Genomic DNA, 23,683 nt, shown 5'->3' with positions numbered 1-23,683 from the left:
CCCCCGCGGGCCTTGTCGAAGTTGCGTTTTTCCTGCCGAAGTGGCCTCTTGTGCGGCGCACCAGGGGAGTTGGGGCGGTGAAGGCCGAAGGGAAGGGAGAGAACGCCTGCTGAGGGGTGCCGGTGATGCGCTGCGGTCGATCGGCGTGCCTGTCGTGCCCTTGCCTTGCGCACCCCGTCCCGTGGTCCGGAACACCGCCGACGAGTCGGCCGTCGCGGGCCGGTCGACCAGGCATACTTCGAGGTATGAGAGTCCCGTCCAGCACACTCCTGTACGCGGCCTTCGGGCTGTTGGCCGTAGGCCTGGCAGTGGTGGGCGGCTCGGCCGGGTTCCTGCTGGGGGGCTGGGCGGGCGCGCTCGCCGGGATGGGCGCCGCCTCCGGTGCGATGCTGCTGGGCGCGAGGATCACGATCGCGCTGTGCCGCCTGCAGACGAAGGCACTTCTGGAAGACCTCGTGATGGGCGACGTGAAGGCGGAGGCCATCGCCGACGCCGTCCTGCGCGGGGTCGCGTTGTACGAAGCGTCGGTCTTCCCGCTGACGGCCGGGGGAACGAGCAGCGAGGAGCGACTGGCCCGCCGCGCCATCGCCTACCGGCTCGCCGCCTTCGACGACGTGGCGGTCACCGTGCGGCTGACGGCCGCCGAAGCGCTGGAAGCCATCGACCACGGCCGCGACGCCGACCGCGCGCGGGACGCGGTCCGGGCGCTGAACCAAGCGGTCCTCGCGTGCCGGACCGGGCACGCCGGCATCCGCGACGAACAGACTTCCTGACCAGCTCAGGCAGGGCCGCCGGGGCCCGGTCGGCGGGGTGCCCCGACGCTCTGCGCCACTTGCCGTGCGCGGAAAACCGAGGAGCACGCCGGGGACGGTGACGTCTATGATCCACATCATCGAGCGATAGGGGACCCGGTGGGGATGTTCCGGCGCGGAGAGCGTCGCGAGGGGATGGACCAGCCGCGCGACGGGGAGTTCACGTTCCTGTCCGAGGGGGAGGCCGCACGGTTGCGGAGCTTCGTCCGCGAGGCCTTCGCCGAGCGCGGTATCGAGGTGACGGTCGAATCGGGACACGTCAGCACGGATGAGGGGTGGCGCTTCGGCCTCACCAATCTCGCGGCGGTGTGCCACAACGACCGCCGCGGCCCGCGGTCCTGGCGGGCGCTGGTGGACCAGCACGTCGACCGCGCCATCCGTTCGATGAAGGGACCCCAGGCTCTCAAGACCCTGCCGCGCGAACGGATCCTGGCTCAGCTGTACCCCCGCTTCATCCCCAGCGACCCTGCACGCCTGAAGGCCTTCGCGTACGGCTCCCGGCCGGTTCCGGGGCTCCTGGAGGTGCTGGCACTCGACCTCCCGGAAACGGTCGAGATGCTGACCGCGGACTCCGTCTCCGCGCTGGGGGAACTTCCGGACCTCCGGGACCGTGCGCTGCAGAACCTCAGGGCCGTCCGCGTCGACAAGCACAAGGTCGTCAAGGACAAAGACGGCACGCGCTTCGACGTGCTGATGGGCGACTCGTACTTCATCGCGAGTCTCGCGCTGATCCTCGACGAGGTCGTACGCCGCCACACCAAGGACGCGCCGGTGCCGAACGGGGTCCTCGTCGCGCTGCCGCACCGGCACCAGCTCGCCTTCCACGTCATCCGCGACAAGAGTGTGGCACCGTCGCTGCACACCATGGCCCGGTTCGCCGCCGTCGGCTTCGAGGAGTCGGCGGGCGCGCTGAGCCCTTCGGTGTTCTGGTGGCACAAGGGCGGCTTCACGCAGGTCGCCACGCAGGACAGCACCGGCCTGCACGTCCAACTCACGCAGGAGGCCATGGACCTGGTGGGACGACTCGGAGACGCGTGAGGCCACTCCCTCGGAGCCGCGGCCGATGTGCCGATGGCGGCGTCACCTCGGCCGCGGTCCGCCCGGACGGTCAGGTGAGCAGGGTGGCCGGGGCGTCCGGCGCGGGCGCCGACGCTGTCGCGGTCCGCAGGAGGCCTTCGATGCCGTCGAGGAACGTCTCGCAGATCAAGGCCGGTTCGAAGAGGCAGCCGGCCGCCATGGCGCCGTCCCGGAGCATGACGAAGTGCCGGCCCGCCGCGTCGGCGGGGGAGCAGCCGGCGTTCTCCATCAGCTGCGTGGCGGTCTCCAGGAACCAGTGCCGGTGGGCCAGTACGGCCTGATGGACGGGGTGCGCCGGGTCGGGATACTCGGCCGCCGCGTTCAGGAAGGCGCATCCACGGAAACCCGAGGACTGGATGCCCTGGGCGATGGAACGCCCGACCGCCCGGACCGTGTCGGCCGCCGGCATGTCCTGCGCCTGTATGGCACTCACCTGGGCGCGGATGCCGTGATCGGCCCGCTGGAGGTAGGAGAGGATCAACTCCTCCTTCCCCTTGAAATGCCGGTACATGGTCGCGCGAGTGACCTGAGCCTCCGCGATGATCCGGTCCACGCCGACGGAATGGATCCCCTCGGTGTAGAAGATCCGGGTCGCCGTGTCGAGCAGCCGCACCCGCGCCTCGGGCACACTCCCGCGTTCTCTTCCTGCGCTCATGGCGGTCACGGTAGCAGCCGGTGAGGGAGAACGTTCGGTCTTGACAGTCGCCGCGGGAGTCCCTTAGATGAGGAGGCAGAACGAACGTTCTCCCTCACCGTCAATTCGGCTACAGAGAAGGCGACTTGCTCGAAGGGGCATGCCGCGCCCGCAGGGACCACGGCGCCGGACGAGCCGACCGGCCCCCGCAGCATCCGCATTCATCTCCGCCACCACCTCGACCTCCACCTCCACCTTCACCTCCACTTCGACCGAAAGGCCCCCTCGTGGACTCCTCCCTCGCCGCCCCCGCCCGCATCACGGGCGACACCACGGCACTGCGCCGCCTGTACTTACTGCGGTTCGTGTTCGCCGCGGTCTGGTCCGCCCTCCTGTTCGCCTCCGCCCACACCCTGAGCCTCCTCAGCGCGACACTGCTGGTGATCTACCCCTTGTTCGACGTGGGGTGCGCAGTCGTCGACGTCAGGTCCGCCAAGGCCGACCGGGGCCCGGTGCGAGGTCTCTACGCGAACATCGCGCTCAGCGCCCTCACTTCCGCGGGCCTGGTCGCCGCCGTCGCGTCAGGTATCCCGGCCGTCCTGCGGGTCTGGGGCGCCTGGGCCATCACCGCGGGAATCGCCCAACTGGTCGTCGGCGCGCTGCGGCGCGGCATGGCGGGGCAGTGGCCGATGATCGCGAGCGGCGCCCTCTCCACTTTCGCCGGAGCGTCCTTCGTGGCCCAAGCGGGCAAGGGCAACGCCTCGTTGAGCGCCTTGGCCGGCTACGCTTTCCTGGGCGGCGTCTTCTTCCTCGTCTCCGCACTCCGGCTGCGGCAAGCGGGCAAGACCGGATGAACCGCCTGCGGAGACACCTCCGGGCCGTGGTTCTGGCGCGTCGGCCACGGGTCGTCCGCTACCGGTAGGCCGGCTGTCCGAGATGAGGCGCCGTCAAGGCTGCGGAGTCGCTCAGCGTTCAGCCCGACGGTGCTCCACCCCAAGGATCGCCAAGCGCTGCTTCGGGGATGTGTGCCGTGAGCACTGCGGCGATGCGACTGCGTAGCCCGGCGTCGATGTGGTGGACCCAGCTGAGCCATGGCTACCGGCTGGAGCACGTCTTGATGGCCCGAGTCAGCCGAAGAGGGCGACGAGTCCGTTCACCCAGATCGCGAGGAACACAAGGGCCGCCGCCAGGCAGCCGGCGCCCGCGAGAGCGCCCTTGACCGTCCAGGGCCGAGTGGGCGTCTCGTGCGTGTTCCCCAGGCCGTTCCCGTACGAGGCGGGGTCGTCCCAGTCGGCGGGGCGCCCCAGCTCCTCGGTGCAGGCGGTCCGTACCGCGGCCAGCTGCCCCCGGGCGAAGGCGGTCGCAGCCTTCGCTTCGGGACCTTGCCAGGCGAGGGCCTTCATCCGCCAACCGGGAGAGCCGTACCGGGCCTCGAAGGCCGCGGTCTCCTCGGCGTTGCGGTCCTCTTCGAGGTACATCCAGCGTCCGGCCTCGGCGGCGTCGCCGTAGAGCCGGTACACCTCGGCCAGCCGTCGGCGGAGCGTCAGATCGTGCGGGAAGGACGAGACGAGACCGCGCAGGCGTTGGCGCGCGACGGGAATACGGCCTGCGGCCAGGTCTGCTTCTGCTCGGGCTACGGTCTCACTCAGTGGCATGAACGCATGATCGAGTACCGCGCTCACCCGCGTCGACCGGGTTTTGTCGCTCACCACGCGCTCGGTCCGGGCAGGGCCGGTACGCGACGCCGCCCGGCGCGTCGCGCCGGATACCCGAGGTATGCGCGCCGACCCGGCGGCACCCTCGATCAGGACCCGGGTGTCGTCCCGCTCTCCGTGGACTTTCCGGTCCGGAGCCACGAGTCGCCCATGACCGGGGCGACACCGGGTACGTGAGTCAACACAGGCCTGTACACGTATCACCGGACAAGGAGCATGGCACAGGACGGTTCTATGGTCACCCCACTGAGCAAGCGAGACGTACAGAAGCCCGCGGCGCACCTCCGGTATACCACCGCCTGGACCACCGCGGGTACCTCCATCGCCGAAGCGCGGCACGCCGTGAGTGCCCTGCTCGCCGAGGCCGGGCACCAGCCCGACAGCCGGCCGAGTCAGGACGCACAGCTCGTCGTCAGCGAGCTGGTCACCAACGCCGTACGCCACGCACCCGGGCCGGGCGGCCTCACACTCGACGTGACACCCGACCGGACCGCGCTGCGGATCACCGTCAGCGACAGCTCACCCCGCTCACCGCGGCTCGGACCGCACGACCCGCACCGCATCGGCGGCCACGGGCTGCACCTGGTGCAACAGCTGTGCCATCAGGTGCACGTCATCGCCGCCGGCACCGGCAAGCAGGTCATCGCCCGCCTCCGGCTGGGCAGATCCGGCGCCTGAGGGGTGGCTCTTCGGCAGGAGAGCCTCAGGAAGCCAGCATGCCTTCGCGGAGGCGGACGATGCACCGGGAGAGCAGACGGGAGACGTGCATCTGGGAGACGCCGAGATGCTCGCCGATCTGCGCCTGGGTGAGTTCCTCCACGAACCGCATGTGGATGATCTGCCGGCTGCGGTCGTCGAGCTGGGCGATCAGCGGCGCGAGGGTGTGGAAGTCCTCCACCAGTTCCAGGGCCTGGTCCTCCGCGCCTATGAAGTCCTGGAGCGCGTTCTCGCCGTCCTCGCTGCCGCTGATCGCGGCGTCCAGCGAGGCGGAGGTGTAGCCGTTCGCGGCCAGGCGCGCCTCGCGCACCTCGTCCTCGGGCAGGCTCATCAGCTCCGCCAGCTCCTTGACCGTGGGGGTACGGCCGAGACGGCTGCTCAGTTCCTCCGTGGCTCGCGCGAGCTGGGCGCGGGCCTCCTGCAGACGGCGGGGCACGTGCACGGCCCAGGTGGTGTCGCGGAAGAACCGCTTCATCTCACCGACGACGTACGGGATGGCGAAGGAGGTGAACTCCACCTCCCGCGAGAGCTCGAACCGGTCGATCGCCTTGATCAGCCCGATCATGCCGACCTGGACGATGTCCTCCATCTCCTCCGGGCCGCGGCTGCGGAACCGGCCGGCCGCGTACCGGACCAGGGACATGTTCATCTCGATCAGCGTGTTGCGGGCGTAGCTGTACTCAGGCGTGCCCTCTTCCAGCTCCTGCAACTGGCCGAAGAACAGCCTGGAGAGTTCGCGGGCGTCCTTGGGCGCGACCTGGGAAGGCTCCGTCACCTCGGGCAGACCTGTGGTGTGCGTGTGCGTTGCCGTCCTGGTCATGAGCGCCATGACGATTCCTTTCCCAGAGCTGAAGCCAACCGTGGCTGCCACCCGTACCGCGGCGGCGCCGTCGTTCGGATACCCCGTCATGAGGCACTCATGCCTGCCTTCATACGAGCGTGCGGCGGAAGAGGCCGGTCACAGGTGAGACTGCCCAGTGGCTGGTACTCCCAAGGGTGTACGCGGGGACGGTGCCTCGCCGAAGGGCCCGCGGCGTCGGTGCCGTAGTGGTCCCCGGGCAGGGCCGGGCAGGGTGGAGGTTTCGGTTGCGGGGGAGTCGGCGCAACCCGTAGAACCGTCCGCATGGCACTGAGCTGGAAGCTGGTCATCGACAGCACGAACGCGTCCGCCCTCGCGGACTTCTGGGCCCTGGCGCTGGAGTACGAGGTGGAGGACCCGAGCGCGCTGGTCGAACAGCTGCTGTCCGCCGGCCGCATCGGCGAAGAGGCCGTCACCGAGCACCGGGGCCGCAAGGTCTTCCGTGGCTATGCGGCGATCCGCCATCCCGAGGACCCGTTCGACGGACTCAGCGGTATCGGCCGCGGCCGCCGGCTGCTCTTCCAGGACGTACCCGAGGGCAAGACGGGCAAGAACCGCCTGCACCTCGATGTCCACGGCGAACCAGGCGGCCTCGGTGAACTGGTGGCCCGGCTGGAAGGGCTGGGAGCGACCCGCGTCCGCGAGGTGGACAAGGGCCCGGCCGGACACTGGTGGGTCATGCGGGACCCTGAGGGCAACGAGTTCTGCGCGTCGTAGGCGGAGACACCCCCCACGCCGGCCGTACGGTCCGTCAGCTCGTTCCGGACACCGGTGAGACCGCCGTCCGACCCGCGCGCCGCCACGTCGGAACCCAGACAGCGGTGAGCAGGACGCCGGCCCCTGCCAGTGCCATCGCGCCGCCTGTGCCACCGACGGCGGCGACCGCGCCGAAGCACACCGGGCCGATTCCCTGCAGGGTCATGGTGCCCGAGCCGAGCAGGCCGAAGGCGAGCCCCTGGCCGTGCTCGGGAAGGGCGGCCAGGAACTCGCGCTGCAGGCCCAGGCCGTAGGCGAAGCCGCAGCCGGTGAGGAGCAGCAGCACGGCCGAGACCGTGCGGCCCGGCTGCGCGGCGAAGCCCACCAACGGCAGGCCCATCAGCGCGATCAGCGGGACCACCAGGCGCTCCCGCACCGACGGCCGGAGCAGACGCCCGGCGAAGAGGTCGCCCAGGAGCATCCCGACCGGCAGACAGGCCAGCAGCACAGCGTAGGAGCCGGCGGGGAAACCGCGCGTGCCCGCGTAGGCCACGATCAGCCCCTCCGCGCCGGCCACGCACGCGCTCGGCAGCCACTGGGCGAGCAGCAGCCGGCGTACCGCGTGGTCGCGCAGCAAGGCACCCCCGCCGCGCAGGCTGGTTCGCACGGCGCCACCCTCACCCGCATCGCCACCCGCATTACCACTCGCATCGAAACCCGGACCGCCGCTCGTGCCGCCGCCGGTGCCGTCCCGCGCCTCCCGCTCCGCGGGGACCTGCGGCATACGGAGCCGTACGGCCACCGCGCACAGCAGGTTGAGCGCGGCACCGATGGCGAGCGCCTCTCGCGGGCCCAGCGTCTCGACGACGGCACCGCCGAGCGCCAGGCCGAACAACTGCGCGCCGCTCGACGCCATGTTGTTGAGAGCCCGTCCGAACACGTACGCGTCGCCGGTCAGCCAGCGGGCGATCAGCCGGGCCGACGCCCCGGTGGACACCGGGGCGGCGAGAGCGACCAGCGCGACCAACGCCAGTCCGGCCGCCGTCGGCAGCCGGACCAGGCCGAGCAGCGCCGCCACCGCACCCTCCAGCAGATAGCCGCAGGCGATGACCGCCCGGGGCGGCAGACGGTCGGCCAGCGAGCCGAAGAACAGCGAGCCGAACAACTGCGGGAGGAATCCAGCCCCGAAGGCGACAGTGCTGAGCAGTACGGAACCGGTACCCGTGAAGACCAGCACGGAGAAGGTGGTGATCCGCAACGAGCCCGCCGTCACACCGAGGACGCGGGTCAGGAAGAGCAGCCGGAAGCGCGGCTCTGCCAGCACCGCGCGGTAGGTCGTGCGTCGCGCGGCCGTGGCCGGCCGGCCCGGGGAAGGCGGGGGAGCGGTCGTCATGCTCAGCAGATTCGTGCGGAGGGCCCGGGCGCCGCCAATGATTCGTCCCAGCACGTAAGGTCCGGCGGCACACCCGTTAGCGTGGAGGCGTGCTCCATTACGCCGCCACCGCCGACGACCTGCTGCGCAGTCGCTTCGCCCTCTCACCGGCGTTCGAACTCAACGGCCTGCTGCGCCGCCTCGGCCGTGACGACGCACCTCTGCCCGACGGATGGGCCGCACGCCTCGCGCCCGCCTTCGAGCGCCTGCGCCGTGAAACCGCGCTGGACGCCGTCCTGGCACTCTGCACCGGTTCGGCGGGCGCCAACTTCATCGCCCCGCCGCCCCGCGGACTCGCCCAGACCTGGGCCGACGACCTCCGCGCCGTCCGGGCCACCCCGCTCTCCGTGGCCCGCGCCGAGATCGGCCGACTGGAACGCCGGGCCCCGGTCCGCACCCCGCGGGTGCGCGAACTGCTGGACTCGGACGACGTGGTCGACCTGATCGGCGACGCGCTCGACCGCGCCTGGAACGACCTGCTCGCGTACGACTGGCCGCGACTGCGGGCCATCTGCGAGCGCGACGTCGTGCACCGCGTCGGGGTGATCGGTGAGCGCGGCTGGCAGGAGGCGATCGCGGGCCTGGACCAGGGACTGGCATGGAGCGGCCCCGGCCTGCGGGTGCCGTTGCGCTCGGAGAACAGGGTCGTCGACCTCTCGGGCGAGGGACTGCTCATGGTCCCCTCCGTGCTGCTCTGGCCGGGCATGGCCGTGTTCTACGACGAGCCCTGGCCCAAGGCGCTCGTCTACCCGGCGCGCGGCACCGCGGCGCTCTGGGAACGCACCGCCCCGTCCCCCGACGTCCAGGCCACGCTCGCCGCCCTGCTGGGACGTTCACGGGCCCGGCTGCTCATGGAACTGGGAACGCCCGCGAGCACCACGCAGCTCTCCCGCGGCCTCGGCATGGCCCCCGGCGCGGTCGGCGACCACCTTGCCGTACTGCGGGCCTCCGGACTGCTGACCCGCGCACGCGCCGGCCGCACGGTGCTCTACCGCCGCACCGCACTCGGCGACGCGCTGATCGAGGGCGCCGGATGAGACGCGGGGCGACGCGGGGGAGTGGACCCCGGAGGCTCGCCCGGGCGGAGGCGCACCGGCACCCGGTCCGGGCGGCGGGACTCAGCCGGCGGGAACCGGCTCGGCCGGCGGCCGCCACTCCCGTTTGATCAGCCCGTAGACGAACGAGTCGGAGACCTCGTCGTCGACGACACAGTCCTCCCGCAGCATCCCCTCACGCGCGAAGCCGAGCTTCTCCAGCACACGGGCGGATGCCACATTGCGTGTGTCGGCCTCGGCCTGGACGCGATTCAGGTCGAGCGTGTCGAACGCCCACCGCAGCACGGCTCGCGCGGCCTCGGTCGCATAGCCGTGGCCCCACGCCGCCTCACCGAAGCAGTAGCCCAGGGAGGCGCTCCGGAAGTCCGGATTCCACCTGCTCAGGCTGCACCAGCCGATGAACGCCCCGTCGGAGGCCCGGTCCACGGCCAGCCGCACCCCGGTGCCCTCCTCCGTCATCTGCCGGCAACCCGTGAGGAACCGCTCGGCGCGCGAAGGTTCGCTCCACGGTGGCGAGTCCCAGTAGCGCAGTACGCGGGAGTTGCTGTGCAGTGCGAAGAGGCCGTCCGCGTCCGCGTCTTCGAAGGCACGCAGTCGAAGACGGGCGGTGCGCAACGAGGGGGTGGTCAGTGCCATGCTCGTGTTCCCTCCCATGACCGGTGGCCGGTCAATCAGACCTCCGATACGAGCCACTCGCAACGGCTTTTCCTGGCGCGGAAGGGCATGTTCGGGAGGTGCGCTGGGTTGGCCGAGGTGGGCCAGTGGGGGCGGAGTTATCGCTATGTCGGACCGATCGAGCTGAAGGCCGCGGTCCGGCCCGGTGACGGCGGCCGTCGGATCGGCTCGGCGGGGGACTTCGGCGGCTGGATCGTGGAGCGATCGGCGGTGGAACTGGCCGAACCGTTCACCTTCGTGGTCGGTACGGACGGTGCGCTCCGGCTGGCGCCGCGACGAAGCGAGCACGTGGCCTGTGCCGGCGGAGGCAGGGTTCTCGGCGCCGGGGAGATCAGCTTCATGCGCGAGGCGGACGGGTGGACCGTGAGCGAGGTCAGCAACCAGTCCACCGGGTACTGCCCCGACATCACCTCCTGGGCGGAGGTCGCCCGCGCTCTGGACGCCGCAGGGCTCCGGCGGCCCTCCGGCTTCACCCACGAGGTGGTGTTCCGGCGGTGTTCCGAGTGCCAGGAGCACAACATCGTGCGTGAGGACGACTTCGTCTGCGTCTTCTGCGGCAGTGATCTGCCTGCTGCGTGGAACGTGGATCCCGCCACCTGACGGCGGAGAGCCACAGCCCCTCGCCGACTGCGGCGGCGAGGACGGTCGCCTCGAAGAGGACGTCGAGTTCGTCGTAGCGCGTGACGGGAGCGCGAACCCGCCCCGGGAGAAGCCGAGTCGCCTCCCCCGAGCCTCCTTTTCCCGACGGCCGAGGCGAGCTTCGTGGCCCGGTCACCGGAGCGGGCCGCGACGGCGGCGATGGCCCCCACCTGACGCCTCGCGTCGGGACGGCAGACGCGCCCTGGATGCCTCGCGCGGGGACGGCGGACGTGCCATGGCCGAGGGCGGAACCCCGTAGGAGGTCCGTGTCCCGCCGCGCCCGGTCCGCCGCCAGGCCCGCTTCCGCGGAACCTTCTCTCCCGGCCGGAGCCGATCACCGGACCCTCTCCCTCCCCCCCCGTTACCGAGGCAGGCGCCGCCGGGCGGGGCGGTCCCCGGCCATGTGAATACCCCCAGGGGTATCCCTGTTAGGGTGGCGACCAGATACCCCCCGGGGTACTTTCCGGAAAGGAGTCGGAGCCGTGTTCTTCGTCGACACCCTCGAAATCGAGGGGCTGGGCAACCGCAGCTATCTGGCCGGCGGCCGGACGGCCGCGGTGGTCATCGATCCGCCCCGTGACATCGACCAGGTCATCGCCGCCGCCACCCGGCGCGGCGTCCGCATCGCGTACGTGGCGGAGACCCACGTGCACAACGACTACGTCACCGGCGGCCTGGACCTGGCCCGTGCGACCGGCGCCCGCTATCTGGTGCCGGCCGGGGCATCGGTCGCCTTCGCACGCACACCGGTCGCCGACGGCGACACGATGCGGGTGGACGAGGGCCTGGTACTGCGGGCGCTCGCCACCCCGGGGCACACCCCGCACCACACCTCCTACGTCCTGGAGCAGGAGGGGCGCGGCGTCGCCGCGTTCACCGGCGGGTCCCTGCTGATCGGCTCGGTGGGCCGGCCGGACCTGGTCGAGCCCCGGCTGACCGAGCGACTGGCCCGCGCCCAGCACGCCTCCGCCCGCCGGCTGGCCGACGAGCTCGACGACGACGTGCCCGTACTGCCGACCCACGGATTCGGCAGCTTCTGCTCCTCCGCCCAGGCCGAGGGCGACACGACCACGATCGGCGCGGAGCGTGCGACCAACGACGCGCTGACCCTGGACGTGGACACCTTCGTCGCGCGGCTGCTCGCCGGGCTGGAGGACGTGCCCGCCTACTACGCCCACATGGGCCCGGCCAACGCCGCGGGCCCCACGGCACTGGACCTGACCCCGCCGGAACGGGCGGACGCCGAGGAGATCGCCACCCGGCTCGCCGCCGGTGAGTGGGTGGTGGACCTGCGCAGCCGCGTCGCGTTCGCCGAGGGGCACGTGGCCGGTTCGTTCAACTTCGAGGGGGAGGGCGGGCTCGCCACCTATCTGGCCTGGCTGATCCCCTGGGGCAAGCCCGTCACCCTGCTCGCCGACACCCCGGAACTGATCGCGAAGGCGCAGCGGGAACTGGTCCGGGTGGGGATCGACCGCCCGGCCGCAGCGGCCACGGGCGATCCGGCCGACTGGATCCGTGCCGGCGAACGCCTCGCGTCCTTCCGCCGTGCCCGCTTCGCCGACCTCGCCGGCGCGCGCGAGCGGGGCGAGGAGCTGGTCGTCCTGGACGTGCGACGCGCCTCGGAACGCGCGGGCGGGTTCATCGACGGCTCGGTCCACATACCGGTCCACGAGCTGCACGGCCGCGTCGGTGAGGTGCCACCCGGGGTGGTCTGGGTGCACTGCGCCGGCGGAATGCGCGCGGCGATCGCCGCCTCCCTGCTCGACGCCGCCGGCCGGGCCGTCGTCGCCGTCGACGACGGCTTCGGGGCCGCCGCCGACGCGGGACTCCAGCTCACCCGCCCCGCACCGGCCGACCCGCTGTCCGCGTCACCCGCTCGAAAGTGATCACGTGAAGTTCTCGCTCCTCCGCCGCGGCCCCGCCCGCCTCACCCCCCGGCGGACCCGCTGCGGCGGGGCCGTACCGCCGGACGTCCACGAAAGTCCGGAGCGGAAGGCCCGGCGCGCTCCCGGCACGTCGTACCCGACGACGCCGACGCGACCGGTCGCCGCTGCCGCGGCCCTCCCGAGAGAGCGGCGGAGCGGGCCGATCCCGGCCGTCTGCCGCTCCGGGCACAGCTCCCCGCCGGCCACCGAGCCGCTGACCGGCCAGGGTGTACGCGCCACCGACGTCACGGGTGGCACGACCGCTCGGCCCCGTGACGGACAGCGCCCCGTCATCAGCGGCACGCCCGCCCGGGCCGGTTGCGGACGGCCGCCCGTCACCGGTGGCATGCCCCCCGGGACCAGTGGCGGACTGCCGGTCGGCGGCGAGAACGTCCTGCTCGACGGTGTCATAGCGTGAGCGCGATCGTCCTGGCCCTGACAGCCGGAGCGGTGGTCGGGCTCGCACTCGGCGCCCTCGGCGGAGGCGGCAGCGTCCTGGCCGTGCCCGCGCTGATCTACCTGCTCGGTTTCACCCCGGCCGCCGCCACGACCGCCAGCCTGGTCATCGTCAGCGCCACCTCGCTGACCGCCCTGTACGCCCACGCCCGCACCGGCATCGTCCGCTGGCGGGCCGGCGCCCTGTTCGCCGCCGCCGGACTCCTGCCCGCCGCTGCGGCGGGGGTCCTCTCCGCGTGGCTCCCGCAACCGATCCTGACCGGCGCGTTCGCCGCCGTCGCCGCACTCGCCGCCGTCAACATGCTGCGCCCCCGCCACGCACACGCGCACGAGCCGACCTCGTCGGTACGGCCCTCCAGAGCCGCCGGGACCGGCGCGGGACTGGGAGCGCTGACCGGACTGCTCGGCGTCGGCGGAGGGTTCCTCGCCGTCCCGGCCCTGGTCACCGTTCTGGGCTTCGAGATGCGGGCCGCCGTCGGCACCAGCCTGCTGGTCATCTCGACGAATTCGCTGGCCTCCCTGGCCACCCGCGGAGCAACGGCCGGCGGCATCGACTGGACCTTGGTCGGCCCCTTCACCGGAGCCGCCATCCTGGGTGCCTGGGACGGCAAACGCCTGGCCGCGAAGGCGGGCGGCGCCGGGCTGCAGCGCGCCTTCGCCGCCGTCCTGCTGGCCGTGGCCGCGTTCATGCTCGTCGACGCCCTCACCTGAGAAGGGAGGTCGTACGACGGCGCACCGCATTCAGGCCAGCGAGAGGAACAGCTTCTCGAGCCGGGCCCGCATCTGCTCCCGCTCCTCGGGAGCGCCCATGTCCCCGTCCGTCAGACAGTGCTGCAGCCCGGTCGCGATGATCGCGAACCCCGCCCTGTCCAGAGCGCGAGATGCCGCCGAGAGCTGGGTGACCACGTCCTCGCAGTCCCGCCCCTCCTCGATCATCTTGATCACCCCGGCGATCTGACCCTGCGCCCTGCGCAGCCGGTTGACCACCGTCTTCAGTTCCTCGGCCGCCATCGCCAGTTCCACAGCCCACTCCTTCGAGATACCCCCTTGGGTATCGTAGCGAAGGCGGTGTCCCCCATCGAGCAAAGGAATCCCCCTGTGCCACTCACCCTCACCGCCGACCAGGCCCACGCCCGTCTTCACGAGCTGACCGTCGTCGACGTACGCACCCCCGGCGAGTACGCCTCCGGTCACCTGCCCGGCGCCCACAACATCCCCCTCGACCAGCTCGACCGTGCGCTGGACGCCCTCAGGACGGCCACCGGCCGGGGCGACCTCCTCGTCGTGTGCGCCTCCGGCACCCGCTCCGCCACCGCCTGCGAGCGCCTGGCCGCCCACGGGATCGGCGCCGCCACTCTCTCCGGCGGCACCGGCGCCTGGACCCGGCTCGGCCACGCGACCGACCGCTCCACCGGAACCCGCGCCCCCTGGGCCATGGAACGCCAGGTCCGCCTGGCCGCGGGATCCCTGGTCCTGACCGGGCTGCTCGCCGGACGGCGCTGGAGTGCGGCCCGGTGGGGCTCCGCGGGCGTCGCCGGCGGCCTGGTCTTCTCCGCCCTGACCGACACCTGCGGCATGGCCCGGATCCTCGCCAAGCTCCCCCACAACCGGCCCGCCACCGGCGACCTCGACACGACCCTCGCCGCCCTCGCCGGCTGACGCCGTCGTACGGCGGGCGCGGCAGACACGCGGAAGGCGCCGCAGGTCGTACGGCGGCCCACAGCCCACCGGTGTCGACCGTCGACGGGCCTCCGCGCATTCGCCGCGCCCGCCCGTCTGCCGCGCCCGCTGTGCCCGCACGTCCGCCGCGCCCGCGCTTCTTCGTCAGCCGAGAATCTTGAGCGCGGCGTGGGCGATCTGCTGGAGAGCGGCGCCGTCCATGTTGGTCTTGGAGAGGAACTCGATGCCCTGCATGACGGCGAGGAACAGTCGCCCGAGTTCCTGCGGATCGGCGCTCGGATCCACGGACCCGTCCTGCTGCGCTTCCTTCACGCACGTGATCAGCAGGTCTTCGACCTCCTGATAGGTGACACGGGCGCGTGCGGCGACATCAGGGTCGTTGCTGTGCAGCTCGGACGTGCTGTTGACCAGAAGGCATCCGCGCCGCTTCGGGTCCTCCGTGAACCCCTCGGCCACGCCCTCCACGAGCCGCGTCAGCCGTTCGACGGCGGTACCGGGGCCGGTGAGGACGGCCCGGACACCGCTCAGCTGCTCGGCGCGGTAGCTGTCGAGCACGTTGAGGAACAACTGCCTCTTGTCGCCGAAGGCGCCGTACAGACTCCCCTTGCCCAGGCCGGTGGCATCCGTCAGATCCTGCAGCGACGTGGCCCCGTAGCCCTGGCTCCAGAACTGCTCGCGTACAGACTCCAGTATCCGTTTCTCGTCGAAACTCCGAGGGCGTCCCATGGGGGGAGTCTACTCCGTTCTTGACTCACCGGTCCAGATCGTTGGGCGCGTCCGCCGCGGCAGTCCGCGGGGAGCGTACCTGTCCAGCGGTCGGGGCGGGCGTGGCGTCGGTGGAGAGTCCGCAGGGGTTCCGGTTCGGCATTCCCCGTCACCTCCTCGCATGCCGGTCGTACGGCCGCCCGGCCCGGCGCCCGACGTCACTCCGCAGGTGATTCAGCTCGCACCCTCGTTTTTGTCTGAGCGGTCCACAACCACGTTCTTTACCGTATAGTCCATAACTAGGCCGGCCACCTGAGGCGGGCCGTGAGGCGAACAGCGAAGCTTGGTGCACGCAGGCGATGCCCGCACCGGACAGGAGTGATGACCATGGGACAGCTCGACGGAAAGACGGCCGTCGTCACCGGGGGCAACAGCGGAATCGGGCTGGCTACGGCCAAACGATTCGCGCGCGAAGGGGCCCACGTGTTCATCACCGGCCGCCGACAGGAAGCCCTCGACGCCGCCCTGGCCGAGATCGGCCATGGAGCCGTTGCGGTGCGGGGTGACGTCGCCGACCTCGGGGACATCGACCGCCTCTACGCGGCCGTCGCCGAGCGCGGCCGCCCCATCGACGTGCTGTTCGCCAACGCGGGCGGCGGCGAGTTCGCCGCTCTCGAACAGGTCACGGAGAAGCACTTCGACTCGACGTTCGACATCAACGTCAGGGGAATGCTGTTCACCGTCCAGAAGGCCGTTCCGTTCCTCAGCGAGGGCGCTTCGGTGATCCTGACCGGATCGACCGCGGCGACTTCGGGCGAGGCCAACTTCGGCGTGTACGCCGCGTCCAAGGCGGCGGTCCGTTCCTTCTCCCGCACCTGGGCCAACGAGCTCAAGGACCGGGCGATCCGGGTGAACACCCTGGTGCCCGGACCGGTCCTCACGCCGGGTATCACCGGCCTGGCCGCCGACGCCGACGGGGCCGCGAAGATGCGGGACGCCTTTGCCGCTCAGGTTCCGCTGGGCCGGATGGGAGACCCCGACGAGGTCGCTGCCGCCGCTCTGTTCCTCGCCGGCGATGAGAGCAGCTTCGTCACCGGATCCGAACTGTTCGTGGACGGCGGACTCAACCAGATCTGACCGCCACCCTCGCGGCCCGGTCGTCGGTGGCCGTCCGCTCAGAACGTCCGGCCGGGGATGCCCCGGCCGGACGTTCGGCATGGAGCGCTCGCGACCGGTGACGGCGACGCATCGTGAGGACCGTCGGAATCGGGCCGGTCCGGCACGTCTCGGACCGCTGCCGCGCCTTGCCGCGCCCACCTGCGGGGGCCGCGCTGCCCAGCGCTCTTCGACGCGCGACCGCGTGGTCACTCGATTAGAGTCCGACGAGGCGCCTGTACGTTCTCGGCGCCGATCTCGACGAGGTTGGACCAGTTCGAGAGGAACTCCGACATGCCCTACGCCACGGCCAAGGACGGCACGCAGATCTTCTACAAGGACTGGGGATCCGGCCAGCCCGTCGTCTTCTCCCACGGCTGGCCGCTGACCGCGGACGCCTGGGACCCGCAGATGAAGCTCATGGCGGACAACGGTTTCCGCGTGATCGCTCACGACCGGCGTGGCGGCGGACGATCCGGGCAGTCCTGGGACGGCAACAACCTCGACACGTACGCCGATGACCTGGCCGCCGTCATCGAGGCCGAGGACCTCAACGACGTCATCCTGGTCGGCCACTCCACCGGTGGCGGTGAGGTCACCCGCTACATCGGACGGCACGGCACGGACCGGGTCGCCAAACTGGTCCTGGTCGGCGCGATCCCCCCGCTGATGCTCAAGACCGAGGCCAACCCCGAGGGCCTGCCCATCGAGGTCTTCGACGAGATCCGCGAGGGTGTGGAAACCGACCGCTCGCAGTTCTACAAGGACCTGAGCGCCCCGTTCTACGGCGCGAATCGCGAAGGCTCGACCGTCACGCAGGGAACCCGCGACGAGTTCTGGCTCTGGAGCATGACCGTGGGCATCAAGGGCGCCTACGACTGCGTCAAGGCGTTCTCGGAGACGGACACCACCGAGGACCTCAAGAAGGTCGACGTGCCGACGCTGATCGTGCACGGCGACGACGACCAGATCGTGCCCATCGTGGCGGCCGGCGACAAGTCCTCGAAGATCGTCAAGGACGCGATCTACAAGGTGTACCCGGGCGCCCCTCACGGCCTCGCGATGGTCCCGAAGTACGCCGAGATCTTCAACAGGGACCTCCTGGAGTTCGCCCGCAGTTGAGTCAGGGGCACGGCTGCGCCCTGACAGCGCGGCCTCGGGACGGCGGGGACGCCGTCCCCGCTGAGGCTCCCCCTCCGCGTTCCGAGCGGGACCGCGCGATACGGCTGAGGCTTCGGCCGGCGGGATTTGCCGACGGGTCGGCAGGCACCCTCTGACTGCCTGCCGGCGTTCTCCCGGGCGGGGTGGGGCGGGGCGGCGAGCGGCCGGACGGGGCGGCGAGCGGCGGACTTGGCCTGCACGCATCCGAAGTCTCCAGAGGATTCCAGGCCGACGCCCCCCGACGCCCCCCGACGCCCCCCGGCGTCATCGGCTCCTCGGGGCTTCGGGCGCCGTGACCGGCCGGGGGTGAGGGCGTCGGCTCGTACGGGCTCTCGTACGGGCTGGGGGCTACAAGCCGGCAGCGACGGGTGGCATGGGCGGCCGACCTGGAGGAGGACCAGTGGACTTCGACGCGCAGGTGGTGATCGTGGGCGCGGGGCCGGCGGGGCTCCTGCTGGCGGGCGACCTGGCGGAGTCCGGTGTCAGCACAATCGTCGTCGAGCGGCGCGTGCGGGACTCGGAGCTCACACGGGCGTTCTCGGTCAACGCACGGACGCTGGAGCAGTTGGACGCCCGCGGGGTCGCCGACGAGCTCGTCGCCACGGGTCTGCGCAACCCCGTTCTCCAGTTCCTGCAGATCGATCTGTCGCGGTTGCCGACTCGCTACCCGCACGTGCTGGTGACGCCGCAGTACAACACCGAGCGGGTGCTTCGGGCACGCGCCCGCACCCATGGTGCCGACCTCCGCGAGGGCTGCGAAGTCACCGATGTCCGACAGGACGCCGACGGCGTCGAGGTGCGGGTGCGGGATGCCGACGGTGCCGGTCACACGCTGCGTGCGGCTTACGTCGTGGGCGCCGATGGGCGCAACAGCACGGTACGCCGTTGCCTCGGCCTGCCGTTTCCCGGCCGTGCGGCGGTGCGGTCGATGATGCTCGCCGACGTGCGGCTCGCTGAACCTCCGCGGAAGCCTCCCACGGTGGGGGCGGTGGGGGATGCTTTCGCCATCGTCGTGCCCTTCGGTGACGGATGGTTCCGTGTCATGGCCTGGAGCCGCCGCCACCAGATGCCCGACAGCGCGTCCGTCGATCTGGAAGAGGTCAAGGCGATCGCCCGCCGGGCCCTCGGCCGGGACTTCGGCATGCACGACCCGCGCTGGATCTCCCGCTTCCACAGCGACGAGCGGCAGTCCCCGCGCTATCGGGACGGCAGGGTCTTCCTCGTCGGAGACGCCGCCCACGTCCACTCGCCGGCGGGCGGCATGGGCATGAACACCAGCATTCAGGATTCGGCGAATCTTGGGTGGAAGCTCGCTGCCGTCCTCCGTGGCCGGGCCCCGGAAGCTCTGCTGGACTCGTATCAGGCTGAGAGGCATCCGGTGGGGCGGAGGGTGATTCGCAGGAGTGGTGCGCTTCTGCGTGGAGTGCTGACCACTCCTCGGGCCTTGTGCGGTGTGCGGGATTTCGCAGCCCGTACCGTCCTTCGCTTCCCGCCGGTCGCCCGGCGTCTGGCACGGGCCATGGCCGGGATCGACATCGCCTACCGGGCGGCGGCCGGTACCCATCCGCTCACCGGCAAACGCGTCCCGGACATCCCTCTGACTGACGGACGGCGCCTCTACGAGGCTTTGCGCGGGCGCCGATTCGTACTGGTGACGCCGGCGGATGCGCCGTTTCCCGGGTCGATCGCCGGCGAGTGGGGGAGTGGGGTGGAGTTTGTGACTGCTGTGGGTTTGGTGGGTAGGGCGGTTTTGGTGAGGCCTGATGCGTATATTGCGTGGGCTACGTCGGAGCGGTCTGCTGAGGGCCGTGATGTCAGGATCCGTGAGGTGCTGGCTGCGAGTTGTGGTGGGGTGGTGGCGGGGGAGTAGCGCCATGACGGGCTGGGCTGGCCCTCTGTCCGGCCCGGCCAGGGGGCGCTTTTCTGGCATCGCAGGGTCGGTATTGTCTCTGGCTGGGTGTGCAGTTGGTGTGGTTATTGGTTGAGTGGGTTGGGTGGGGTGTGTTGTAAGCTCGCTGGAGTTCCAGCCCGGTTCTCCGGCCGCCGGAGCCTGTGTGCTCCCGGCCGTCGAACGGCAGAGGGCTTCCTCTGATCGCTCCTGGAGCATCGGCATCCCCGGTCGGGCAGTGGGCTTTCCCTCGACCCCGCGCCGACTCTGTAGGTGGTGCTTTCCCTGGTGGGGTGTTGGGGGTGTGGGTGTCAGTGTGGTGTCAGGCTCCTGTCAGGCCTGTTGGGGCAGGATTGTCATTAACGGCGGGACGGCGGGAATATCCGCGGACTCGCTGCTGGGAGAGGTCCCCGTAGTGGCCTAGCGGGGGCCGGGTGTTTCACCCGTCCGGGCTTCGGCTCACGCAGGTTCGAATCCTGCCCTCTCCGCTCGTGTGTCTCCATGCCCACCGTCACCCTTGCCGAGTTCATCGCGGGTGGCGGTGGGCATCGTGGTATGTGCGTGCAGTGTGGGTGGCTGGTCTTGAATCTTTCCGTCTCTGTTTACGGCGTGACGTGCGGGAGGTTCTCGTGCCGAATTCGCCGGGGGACCGGGACCTTCTGCCGGGAGGCTGTGGGTTCTGGAGCGTGTTGGAAGCTCGCTGCAGTTCCAGCCCGGTTCTCCGGCTGCCGGAGCCTGTGTGCTCCCGGCCGTCGAACGGCAGAGGGCTTCCTCTGATCGCTCCTGGCGCATCGGCGTCCCCGGCCGGGTAGTGGGCTTTCCCCGGGGTCTCGTACCGGGTCCGGTAGTGGTGTTTTCCCTGGTGGGGTGTTGGGGGTGTGGGTGTCAGTGTGGTGTCAGGGTTCTGTCAGGTGTGGTGGTGCAGGATTGTCATTAACGGCGGGACGGCGGGAATGTCCGCGGACTCGCTGCTGGGAGAGGTCCCCGTAGTGGCCTAGCGGGGGCCGGGTGTTTCACCCGTCCGGGCTTCGGCTCACGCAGGTTCGAATCCTGCCCTCTCCGCTCGGTGTGATGTCGTCCGTGGCTCGTGCAGATTATTGTGCGGGCCGCGGACGTCATGTGTGTGCCGGCATGTTGTGGGTTCGTGGGGTGGAGTCGGGTGCGGGCTCTGGGCTTTTGGTTGTGGGTGGTGTGTCCCGGGTGGTGTTGTGGGCTTCCAGGGCTTCTTTGACGCCATGTCACCGGGACTTGTTTGTCGTATGGGCGGTCGGCGTGGAAGGTCCTTGACTGCCTCGCGTTCGAGGAGACCGCTCCGATGAGAGCTGGGTGGCGGCTCAGTTCTGACCGGTGCCTCGGCTGTCGAGATGGTCGAGCAGCGCGGCCTCATTTCGAAGCAGTTGTTCGCGGGCTTCGGTTGGTAGCGATGTCAGGGCGTCGGCCAGGACGCGTTTGCGGTGAACGTGGACCATGGTGCCGGAGTAGATCCGGCACCCGGAGCACCAGGCGAACCCGATGCACCGTTCGAAGCTGGAGGACTCGGGTGGGTGGAAGCGGTACTGGTAGGAGCGGACAGGTTCGCGGCAGACCGCGCAGAGCCCGCGGTCTCCTTCGTGAACTGCCCAGCCGGTCGCGCCTCGGCGCCAGGACTTCCGGCCGGCGGGTGCTCTTCACATCGTCATGGCGATCATTGTGCCGTGTCTACTGGGCGATGACCCAGGTCATGGCCCAGTAGACTCACCGGCGCGAACACTCCCGCCTGGCGCGACCCGCAGACGGTGACCGCGTGAACATTCAGCCCCTGCTCAACACGCTCGGCATCCAGGCGGACGCCGCCCGGGCCGTGGCCGACGACCTCCGCACACAGATCACTGAACTGCAGGCTTGGCTGCGGGAAGTCGAGACCCACCCACCTCATCTGGTTATCACCCGGAAGACCGTCACCGCCCTCAGCGAACGGCTCCCCGCCCACCCGGACTCGCCCGACCTGCCCGGGCACCCGGACTACCCCCGCATCCTCGCCGTCTTCTACGAGGCCACCAGCCCCCTCCGGGCCCGCGATGTCTGCGAAAACTCTCGACCACGAACTGTTGCCGAAGAACATCGAGGGCACCCGCACCAAGCTGAAACGCCTGGTCAAGCTCGATGTCCTCGCCGAGGTCGACGCCGGCAGCTTCGCCAGGAACCACTTAGAACTCCTAACGAAATGATCTTCGAGGTGATTGGATCGCTCCGGGACTGATGATCCGGGGGTGCGGGGTGGCCCGGCCGAAGCCGTGGGAAGTCGATGACGAGTTGCGGGCGGTGATCGAGCCGCTGTTGCCCAGGGTTGAGCGCCGGACCCGGCACCCCGGGCGCAAGCGGCATCCGGATCGTCTGGTGTTCCAGGGCATCCTGTTCGTCCTGCATACCGGAATCGCCTGGGAACACCTGCCGCAGGAACTCGGCTTCGGCTCCGGCATGACCTGCTGGCGCCGGCTGGCCGAGTGGACCGAGGCTGAGGTGTGGCCGCGACTGCACGAGGCCCTCCTCGCCAGGCTCCGCAACGCGAACGTTCTGGACTTCTCCCGGGCGGCCGTCGACGGCTCCCATATCCGCGCGTTAAAAGGGGCTCCAAGACGGGACGAAGCCCCGTTGACCGGGGCAGGACGGGCAGCAAGCATCACCTGATCACCGACGCCAACGGCATCCCGCTCGCCGTCACCCTGACCGGCGGCAACCGCAACGATGTCACCCAGCTGATCCCACTCCTCCAGGCCGTGCCGTCTGTGCGTGGGAAGCGTGGCCGGCCCCGGCGCCGCCCGAACGTGGTGCTCGGTGACCGTGGCTACGACCACGACAAATACCGCCGCCTGGTCCGGGACCTCGGCGTCAAGCCGGTGATCGCCCGGCGCGGCACCGAGCACGGCTCGGGACTGGGCACCCAACGCTGGGTGGTGGAGCGCGCATTCGCCCACCTGTACTGGTTCCGCCGGCTGCGGATCCGCTGGGAGATCCGCGATGACATCCACGAAGCCTTCCTCACTCTCGGATGCGCACTCATCTGCTGGCGCCGGCTGTGCGCTCTGGTGACCGATGCCGTGGGTTAGGTATCTGCTGCGAGCCGGTTGAGGACTTCCCTGGGGGTGAAGCTCCAGCCGACCAGACGCGGCCCGCTCCAGTTGATGCCGATCACGAGTCCATCTCTGGCGGCATGGGGCAGTACAAGATCGCGCCAGGTGTCCAAGGGCATCGAATCGACGCGGAGCCCACGCCCCCAGATCTTCGCCGCCCTCTGAGCCCGGGGCGAGGTAGACCAGAAGGGAAAACTTCGCGTGCCGTCCGCGGCGAGGTGAGTCGGGCTTCCGTCGTCATCCCGGACAAGCCAGACCACTCTATTTTCACGGACATCTCGGAAGAATGCCGCCGCTTGCGAACCGCTCTGACTCATGACCACCGAGCCTAACGTTCCCCAAGACCCATCTCGTTAGGAGTTCTTAGCCGACCGAGCACCGCGATCAACAGCCCTGGCTCTGTCTCACCCGTGAACGGCACACTCCACGAACCGCCTCCTGGTAGGTCAGATGAGGCAGGTGGCGAGCGTTACTGCGTACCGTTTGACGGCGGTCGGAAGCGGGCCATGATCTGGTGTGCGTACTGATCGTCCGGGCCGAAGTCCTGGACTGCTCGATGGGCCTCCTGGGTCCGGCGTGTCTCGCACAGCAGCCGGACAAGGACGTACAGAGCGTCACGGTCACCATCGTTGGCGCGGCTGTGCAGCGCCGCCTCCATCCCCTGCTCGCGAAGCGATCTGTTGAGTCTCCGACGTGCATGGACATCCGTAAGAGCGAGTTCCGTGAGTTCGGGGAACCGCTTCGCACAGGCGAGCAAATCCATGTGCCACAGATGGTTGTCGTGCATGGAGTGATCGGTGGAGTAGCACTCGGCGCGAGCGCTTACCAACGCGATAGCCGCATCCCAATCCCGAAGCTGTTCCGCTGCCCGGGCCTGCTCGAACCTTTCCACGGGGCGAGTATCGCGTAGCGCTGTCTCGTACAGCGTGGTGGGAGTGGTCACCGATGAAGGTTCGCGAGGCCCACGCACCTGCTGTCGCCTGCTCGATGCTCTCAAAACGACCTCTGAGGCGTCACAACGCCGCCCCTGGGCTTTGTCCGGGCTCGGCCGTTCTCGAACAGGTCTGCTGGGGCGGCGTGTTCGTTCCGGTTTGTGGTGTCTGGTGCGTCAGGCCATGAAGATTTCCGTGGTGAGCGGGGTGGTAGCTGCGCGCTGGTCGACGTGCGTGTGTTCGGGGGTCATGGGGCTGTCGCGGTGCCGCACTGCTTTTCCGGGTCCTGGCTGGACGCGGGGAGTGGTACGGCGTTGTCGTCGCCTCTGGTGAGCGGTTCGGTTCAGCGCACGTGTTCGG

Annotated in this window: 24 protein-coding genes and 2 tRNA genes; 16 read left to right on the top strand and 10 right to left on the bottom strand. The window is 70.3% G+C overall.

What is annotated here, in order from left to right:
• Positions 1-245 precede the first annotated feature (245 nt).
• Positions 246-773 carry a hypothetical protein gene (locus ACIPRD_RS10300; RefSeq protein ID WP_401562003.1) on the top strand — a complete coding sequence of 176 codons (528 nt, stop codon included), beginning with the start codon at positions 246-248 and terminating at the stop codon, positions 771-773.
• 174 nt (positions 774-947) lie between these two features.
• Positions 948-1,850, top strand: a complete 903-nt coding sequence (locus tag ACIPRD_RS10295; protein ID WP_356402484.1) for a hypothetical protein — start codon at positions 948-950, stop codon at positions 1,848-1,850.
• Between the two features lie 70 nt (positions 1,851-1,920).
• Here the strand turns inward: ACIPRD_RS10295 and ACIPRD_RS10290 are convergent, their stop codons facing one another.
• Complete coding sequence (locus ACIPRD_RS10290) at positions 1,921-2,544, bottom strand: TetR/AcrR family transcriptional regulator (protein ID WP_401562000.1); 624 nt, start codon at positions 2,542-2,544, stop codon at positions 1,921-1,923.
• A 266-nt stretch (positions 2,545-2,810) separates the two neighbouring features.
• On the opposite strand from ACIPRD_RS10290, the gene ACIPRD_RS10285 reads away from it, so the two are divergent.
• A complete protein-coding gene (locus ACIPRD_RS10285) occupies positions 2,811-3,377 on the top strand; it encodes a hypothetical protein (RefSeq protein ID WP_401561999.1) in 567 nt (188 codons plus the stop codon).
• A gap of 273 nt (positions 3,378-3,650) precedes the next feature.
• On the opposite strand, the gene ACIPRD_RS10280 is transcribed toward ACIPRD_RS10285, so the two are convergent.
• Positions 3,651-4,178 carry a DUF6584 family protein gene (locus ACIPRD_RS10280; RefSeq protein ID WP_401561996.1) on the bottom strand — a complete coding sequence of 176 codons (528 nt, stop codon included), beginning with the start codon at positions 4,176-4,178 and terminating at the stop codon, positions 3,651-3,653.
• Between the two features lie 294 nt (positions 4,179-4,472).
• Between ACIPRD_RS10280 and ACIPRD_RS10275 the strand changes: the two genes are divergently transcribed.
• Positions 4,473-4,916, top strand: coding sequence for an ATP-binding protein (locus tag ACIPRD_RS10275; protein ID WP_401561994.1), 444 nt, complete (start codon positions 4,473-4,475; stop codon positions 4,914-4,916).
• A 25-nt stretch (positions 4,917-4,941) separates the two neighbouring features.
• On the opposite strand, the gene ACIPRD_RS10270 is transcribed toward ACIPRD_RS10275, so the two are convergent.
• The gene (locus ACIPRD_RS10270) at positions 4,942-5,784 is read right to left on the bottom strand and encodes an RNA polymerase sigma factor SigF (RefSeq protein ID WP_356411867.1); all 843 of its coding nucleotides are present in this window, start codon (positions 5,782-5,784) and stop codon (positions 4,942-4,944) included.
• A gap of 294 nt (positions 5,785-6,078) precedes the next feature.
• Between ACIPRD_RS10270 and ACIPRD_RS10265 the strand changes: the two genes are divergently transcribed.
• Complete coding sequence (locus ACIPRD_RS10265; protein WP_401561991.1) at positions 6,079-6,531, top strand: VOC family protein; 453 nt, start codon at positions 6,079-6,081, stop codon at positions 6,529-6,531.
• 34 nt (positions 6,532-6,565) lie between these two features.
• Here the strand turns inward: ACIPRD_RS10265 and ACIPRD_RS10260 are convergent, their stop codons facing one another.
• Positions 6,566-7,903: an MFS transporter gene (locus tag ACIPRD_RS10260; protein WP_401561988.1), complete on the bottom strand. Its 1,338-nt coding sequence runs from the start codon at positions 7,901-7,903 to the stop codon at positions 6,566-6,568.
• Positions 7,904-7,992: 89 nt separating this feature from the next.
• On the opposite strand from ACIPRD_RS10260, the gene ACIPRD_RS10255 reads away from it, so the two are divergent.
• On the top strand, positions 7,993-8,979 hold the full coding sequence (locus ACIPRD_RS10255; RefSeq protein WP_401561986.1) for an ArsR/SmtB family transcription factor: 987 nt from the start codon (positions 7,993-7,995) through the stop codon (positions 8,977-8,979).
• 81 nt (positions 8,980-9,060) lie between these two features.
• On the opposite strand, the gene ACIPRD_RS10250 is transcribed toward ACIPRD_RS10255, so the two are convergent.
• A complete protein-coding gene (locus ACIPRD_RS10250; protein ID WP_401561983.1) occupies positions 9,061-9,633 on the bottom strand; it encodes a GNAT family N-acetyltransferase in 573 nt (190 codons plus the stop codon).
• A 117-nt stretch (positions 9,634-9,750) separates the two neighbouring features.
• Between ACIPRD_RS10250 and ACIPRD_RS10245 the strand changes: the two genes are divergently transcribed.
• The 3 genes from ACIPRD_RS10245 (at position 9,751) to ACIPRD_RS10235 (ending at position 13,403) form a co-directional block, all read left to right on the top strand.
• Positions 9,751-10,272, top strand: a complete 522-nt coding sequence (locus ACIPRD_RS10245) for a hypothetical protein (RefSeq protein ID WP_401563143.1) — start codon at positions 9,751-9,753, stop codon at positions 10,270-10,272.
• Between the two features lie 521 nt (positions 10,273-10,793).
• On the top strand, positions 10,794-12,197 hold the full coding sequence (locus ACIPRD_RS10240) for a rhodanese-like domain-containing protein (protein WP_401561981.1): 1,404 nt from the start codon (positions 10,794-10,796) through the stop codon (positions 12,195-12,197).
• A 453-nt stretch (positions 12,198-12,650) separates the two neighbouring features.
• The gene (locus ACIPRD_RS10235; RefSeq protein ID WP_401561978.1) at positions 12,651-13,403 is read left to right on the top strand and encodes a sulfite exporter TauE/SafE family protein; all 753 of its coding nucleotides are present in this window, start codon (positions 12,651-12,653) and stop codon (positions 13,401-13,403) included.
• 30 nt (positions 13,404-13,433) lie between these two features.
• On the opposite strand, the gene ACIPRD_RS10230 is transcribed toward ACIPRD_RS10235, so the two are convergent.
• Complete coding sequence (locus ACIPRD_RS10230) at positions 13,434-13,715, bottom strand: metal-sensitive transcriptional regulator (RefSeq protein WP_356411890.1); 282 nt, start codon at positions 13,713-13,715, stop codon at positions 13,434-13,436.
• Positions 13,716-13,790: 75 nt separating this feature from the next.
• On the opposite strand from ACIPRD_RS10230, the gene ACIPRD_RS10225 reads away from it, so the two are divergent.
• On the top strand, positions 13,791-14,351 hold the full coding sequence (locus ACIPRD_RS10225) for a rhodanese-like domain-containing protein (RefSeq protein ID WP_401561975.1): 561 nt from the start codon (positions 13,791-13,793) through the stop codon (positions 14,349-14,351).
• Between the two features lie 165 nt (positions 14,352-14,516).
• Here ACIPRD_RS10225 and ACIPRD_RS10220 read toward each other — a convergent pair whose 3' ends face one another.
• Entirely contained in the window at positions 14,517-15,098 is a 582-nt protein-coding gene (locus ACIPRD_RS10220) for a TetR/AcrR family transcriptional regulator (RefSeq protein ID WP_401561972.1), read from the bottom strand.
• Positions 15,099-15,464: 366 nt separating this feature from the next.
• On the opposite strand from ACIPRD_RS10220, the gene ACIPRD_RS10215 reads away from it, so the two are divergent.
• The 5 genes from ACIPRD_RS10215 to ACIPRD_RS10195 all read left to right on the top strand — a co-directional run bounded on the left by ACIPRD_RS10215 (position 15,465) and on the right by ACIPRD_RS10195 (position 20,343).
• Positions 15,465-16,214: a glucose 1-dehydrogenase gene (locus tag ACIPRD_RS10215; RefSeq protein WP_401561969.1), complete on the top strand. Its 750-nt coding sequence runs from the start codon at positions 15,465-15,467 to the stop codon at positions 16,212-16,214.
• Positions 16,215-16,526: 312 nt separating this feature from the next.
• Entirely contained in the window at positions 16,527-17,354 is an 828-nt protein-coding gene (locus ACIPRD_RS10210) for an alpha/beta hydrolase (protein WP_356411902.1), read from the top strand.
• Positions 17,355-17,766: 412 nt separating this feature from the next.
• A complete protein-coding gene (locus ACIPRD_RS10205; RefSeq protein WP_401561966.1) occupies positions 17,767-19,263 on the top strand; it encodes an FAD-dependent monooxygenase in 1,497 nt (498 codons plus the stop codon).
• Between the two features lie 418 nt (positions 19,264-19,681).
• Positions 19,682-19,769: transfer RNA gene (locus ACIPRD_RS10200), tRNA-Lys, on the top strand.
• A gap of 486 nt (positions 19,770-20,255) precedes the next feature.
• A tRNA-Lys gene (locus ACIPRD_RS10195) sits at positions 20,256-20,343 on the top strand.
• Positions 20,344-20,965: 622 nt separating this feature from the next.
• Here ACIPRD_RS10195 and ACIPRD_RS10190 read toward each other — a convergent pair.
• On the bottom strand, positions 20,966-21,187 hold the full coding sequence (locus ACIPRD_RS10190; RefSeq protein ID WP_401561963.1) for a hypothetical protein: 222 nt from the start codon (positions 21,185-21,187) through the stop codon (positions 20,966-20,968).
• Positions 21,188-21,519: 332 nt separating this feature from the next.
• Here ACIPRD_RS10190 and ACIPRD_RS10185 point away from each other — a divergent pair.
• A protein-coding gene (locus ACIPRD_RS10185) for an IS5 family transposase (RefSeq protein ID WP_401561960.1) occupies positions 21,520-22,367 on the top strand; the annotation gives its coding sequence in 2 pieces (ribosomal slippage) (positions 21,520-21,880 and positions 21,880-22,367; 849 coding nt in all).
• Here the strand turns inward: ACIPRD_RS10185 and ACIPRD_RS10180 are convergent.
• On the bottom strand, positions 22,364-22,708 hold the full coding sequence (locus ACIPRD_RS10180) for a DUF2750 domain-containing protein (protein WP_401561957.1): 345 nt from the start codon (positions 22,706-22,708) through the stop codon (positions 22,364-22,366). The genes ACIPRD_RS10185 and ACIPRD_RS10180 overlap by 4 nt on opposite strands.
• Positions 22,709-22,860: 152 nt before the next feature.
• The gene (locus ACIPRD_RS10175; protein WP_401561954.1) at positions 22,861-23,283 is read right to left on the bottom strand and encodes a hypothetical protein; all 423 of its coding nucleotides are present in this window, start codon (positions 23,281-23,283) and stop codon (positions 22,861-22,863) included.
• Between the last annotated feature and the right edge of the window lie 400 nt (positions 23,284-23,683).

Origin of the sequence: Streptomyces sp. NPDC090108 (genome assembly GCF_044747185.1) — a bacterium.
Taxonomy (GTDB): Bacteria; Actinomycetota; Actinomycetes; order Streptomycetales; family Streptomycetaceae; genus Streptomyces.
The sequence above is the reverse complement of the archived record's forward strand: the minus strand, read 5'-3'. Positions and strand labels throughout refer to the sequence as shown.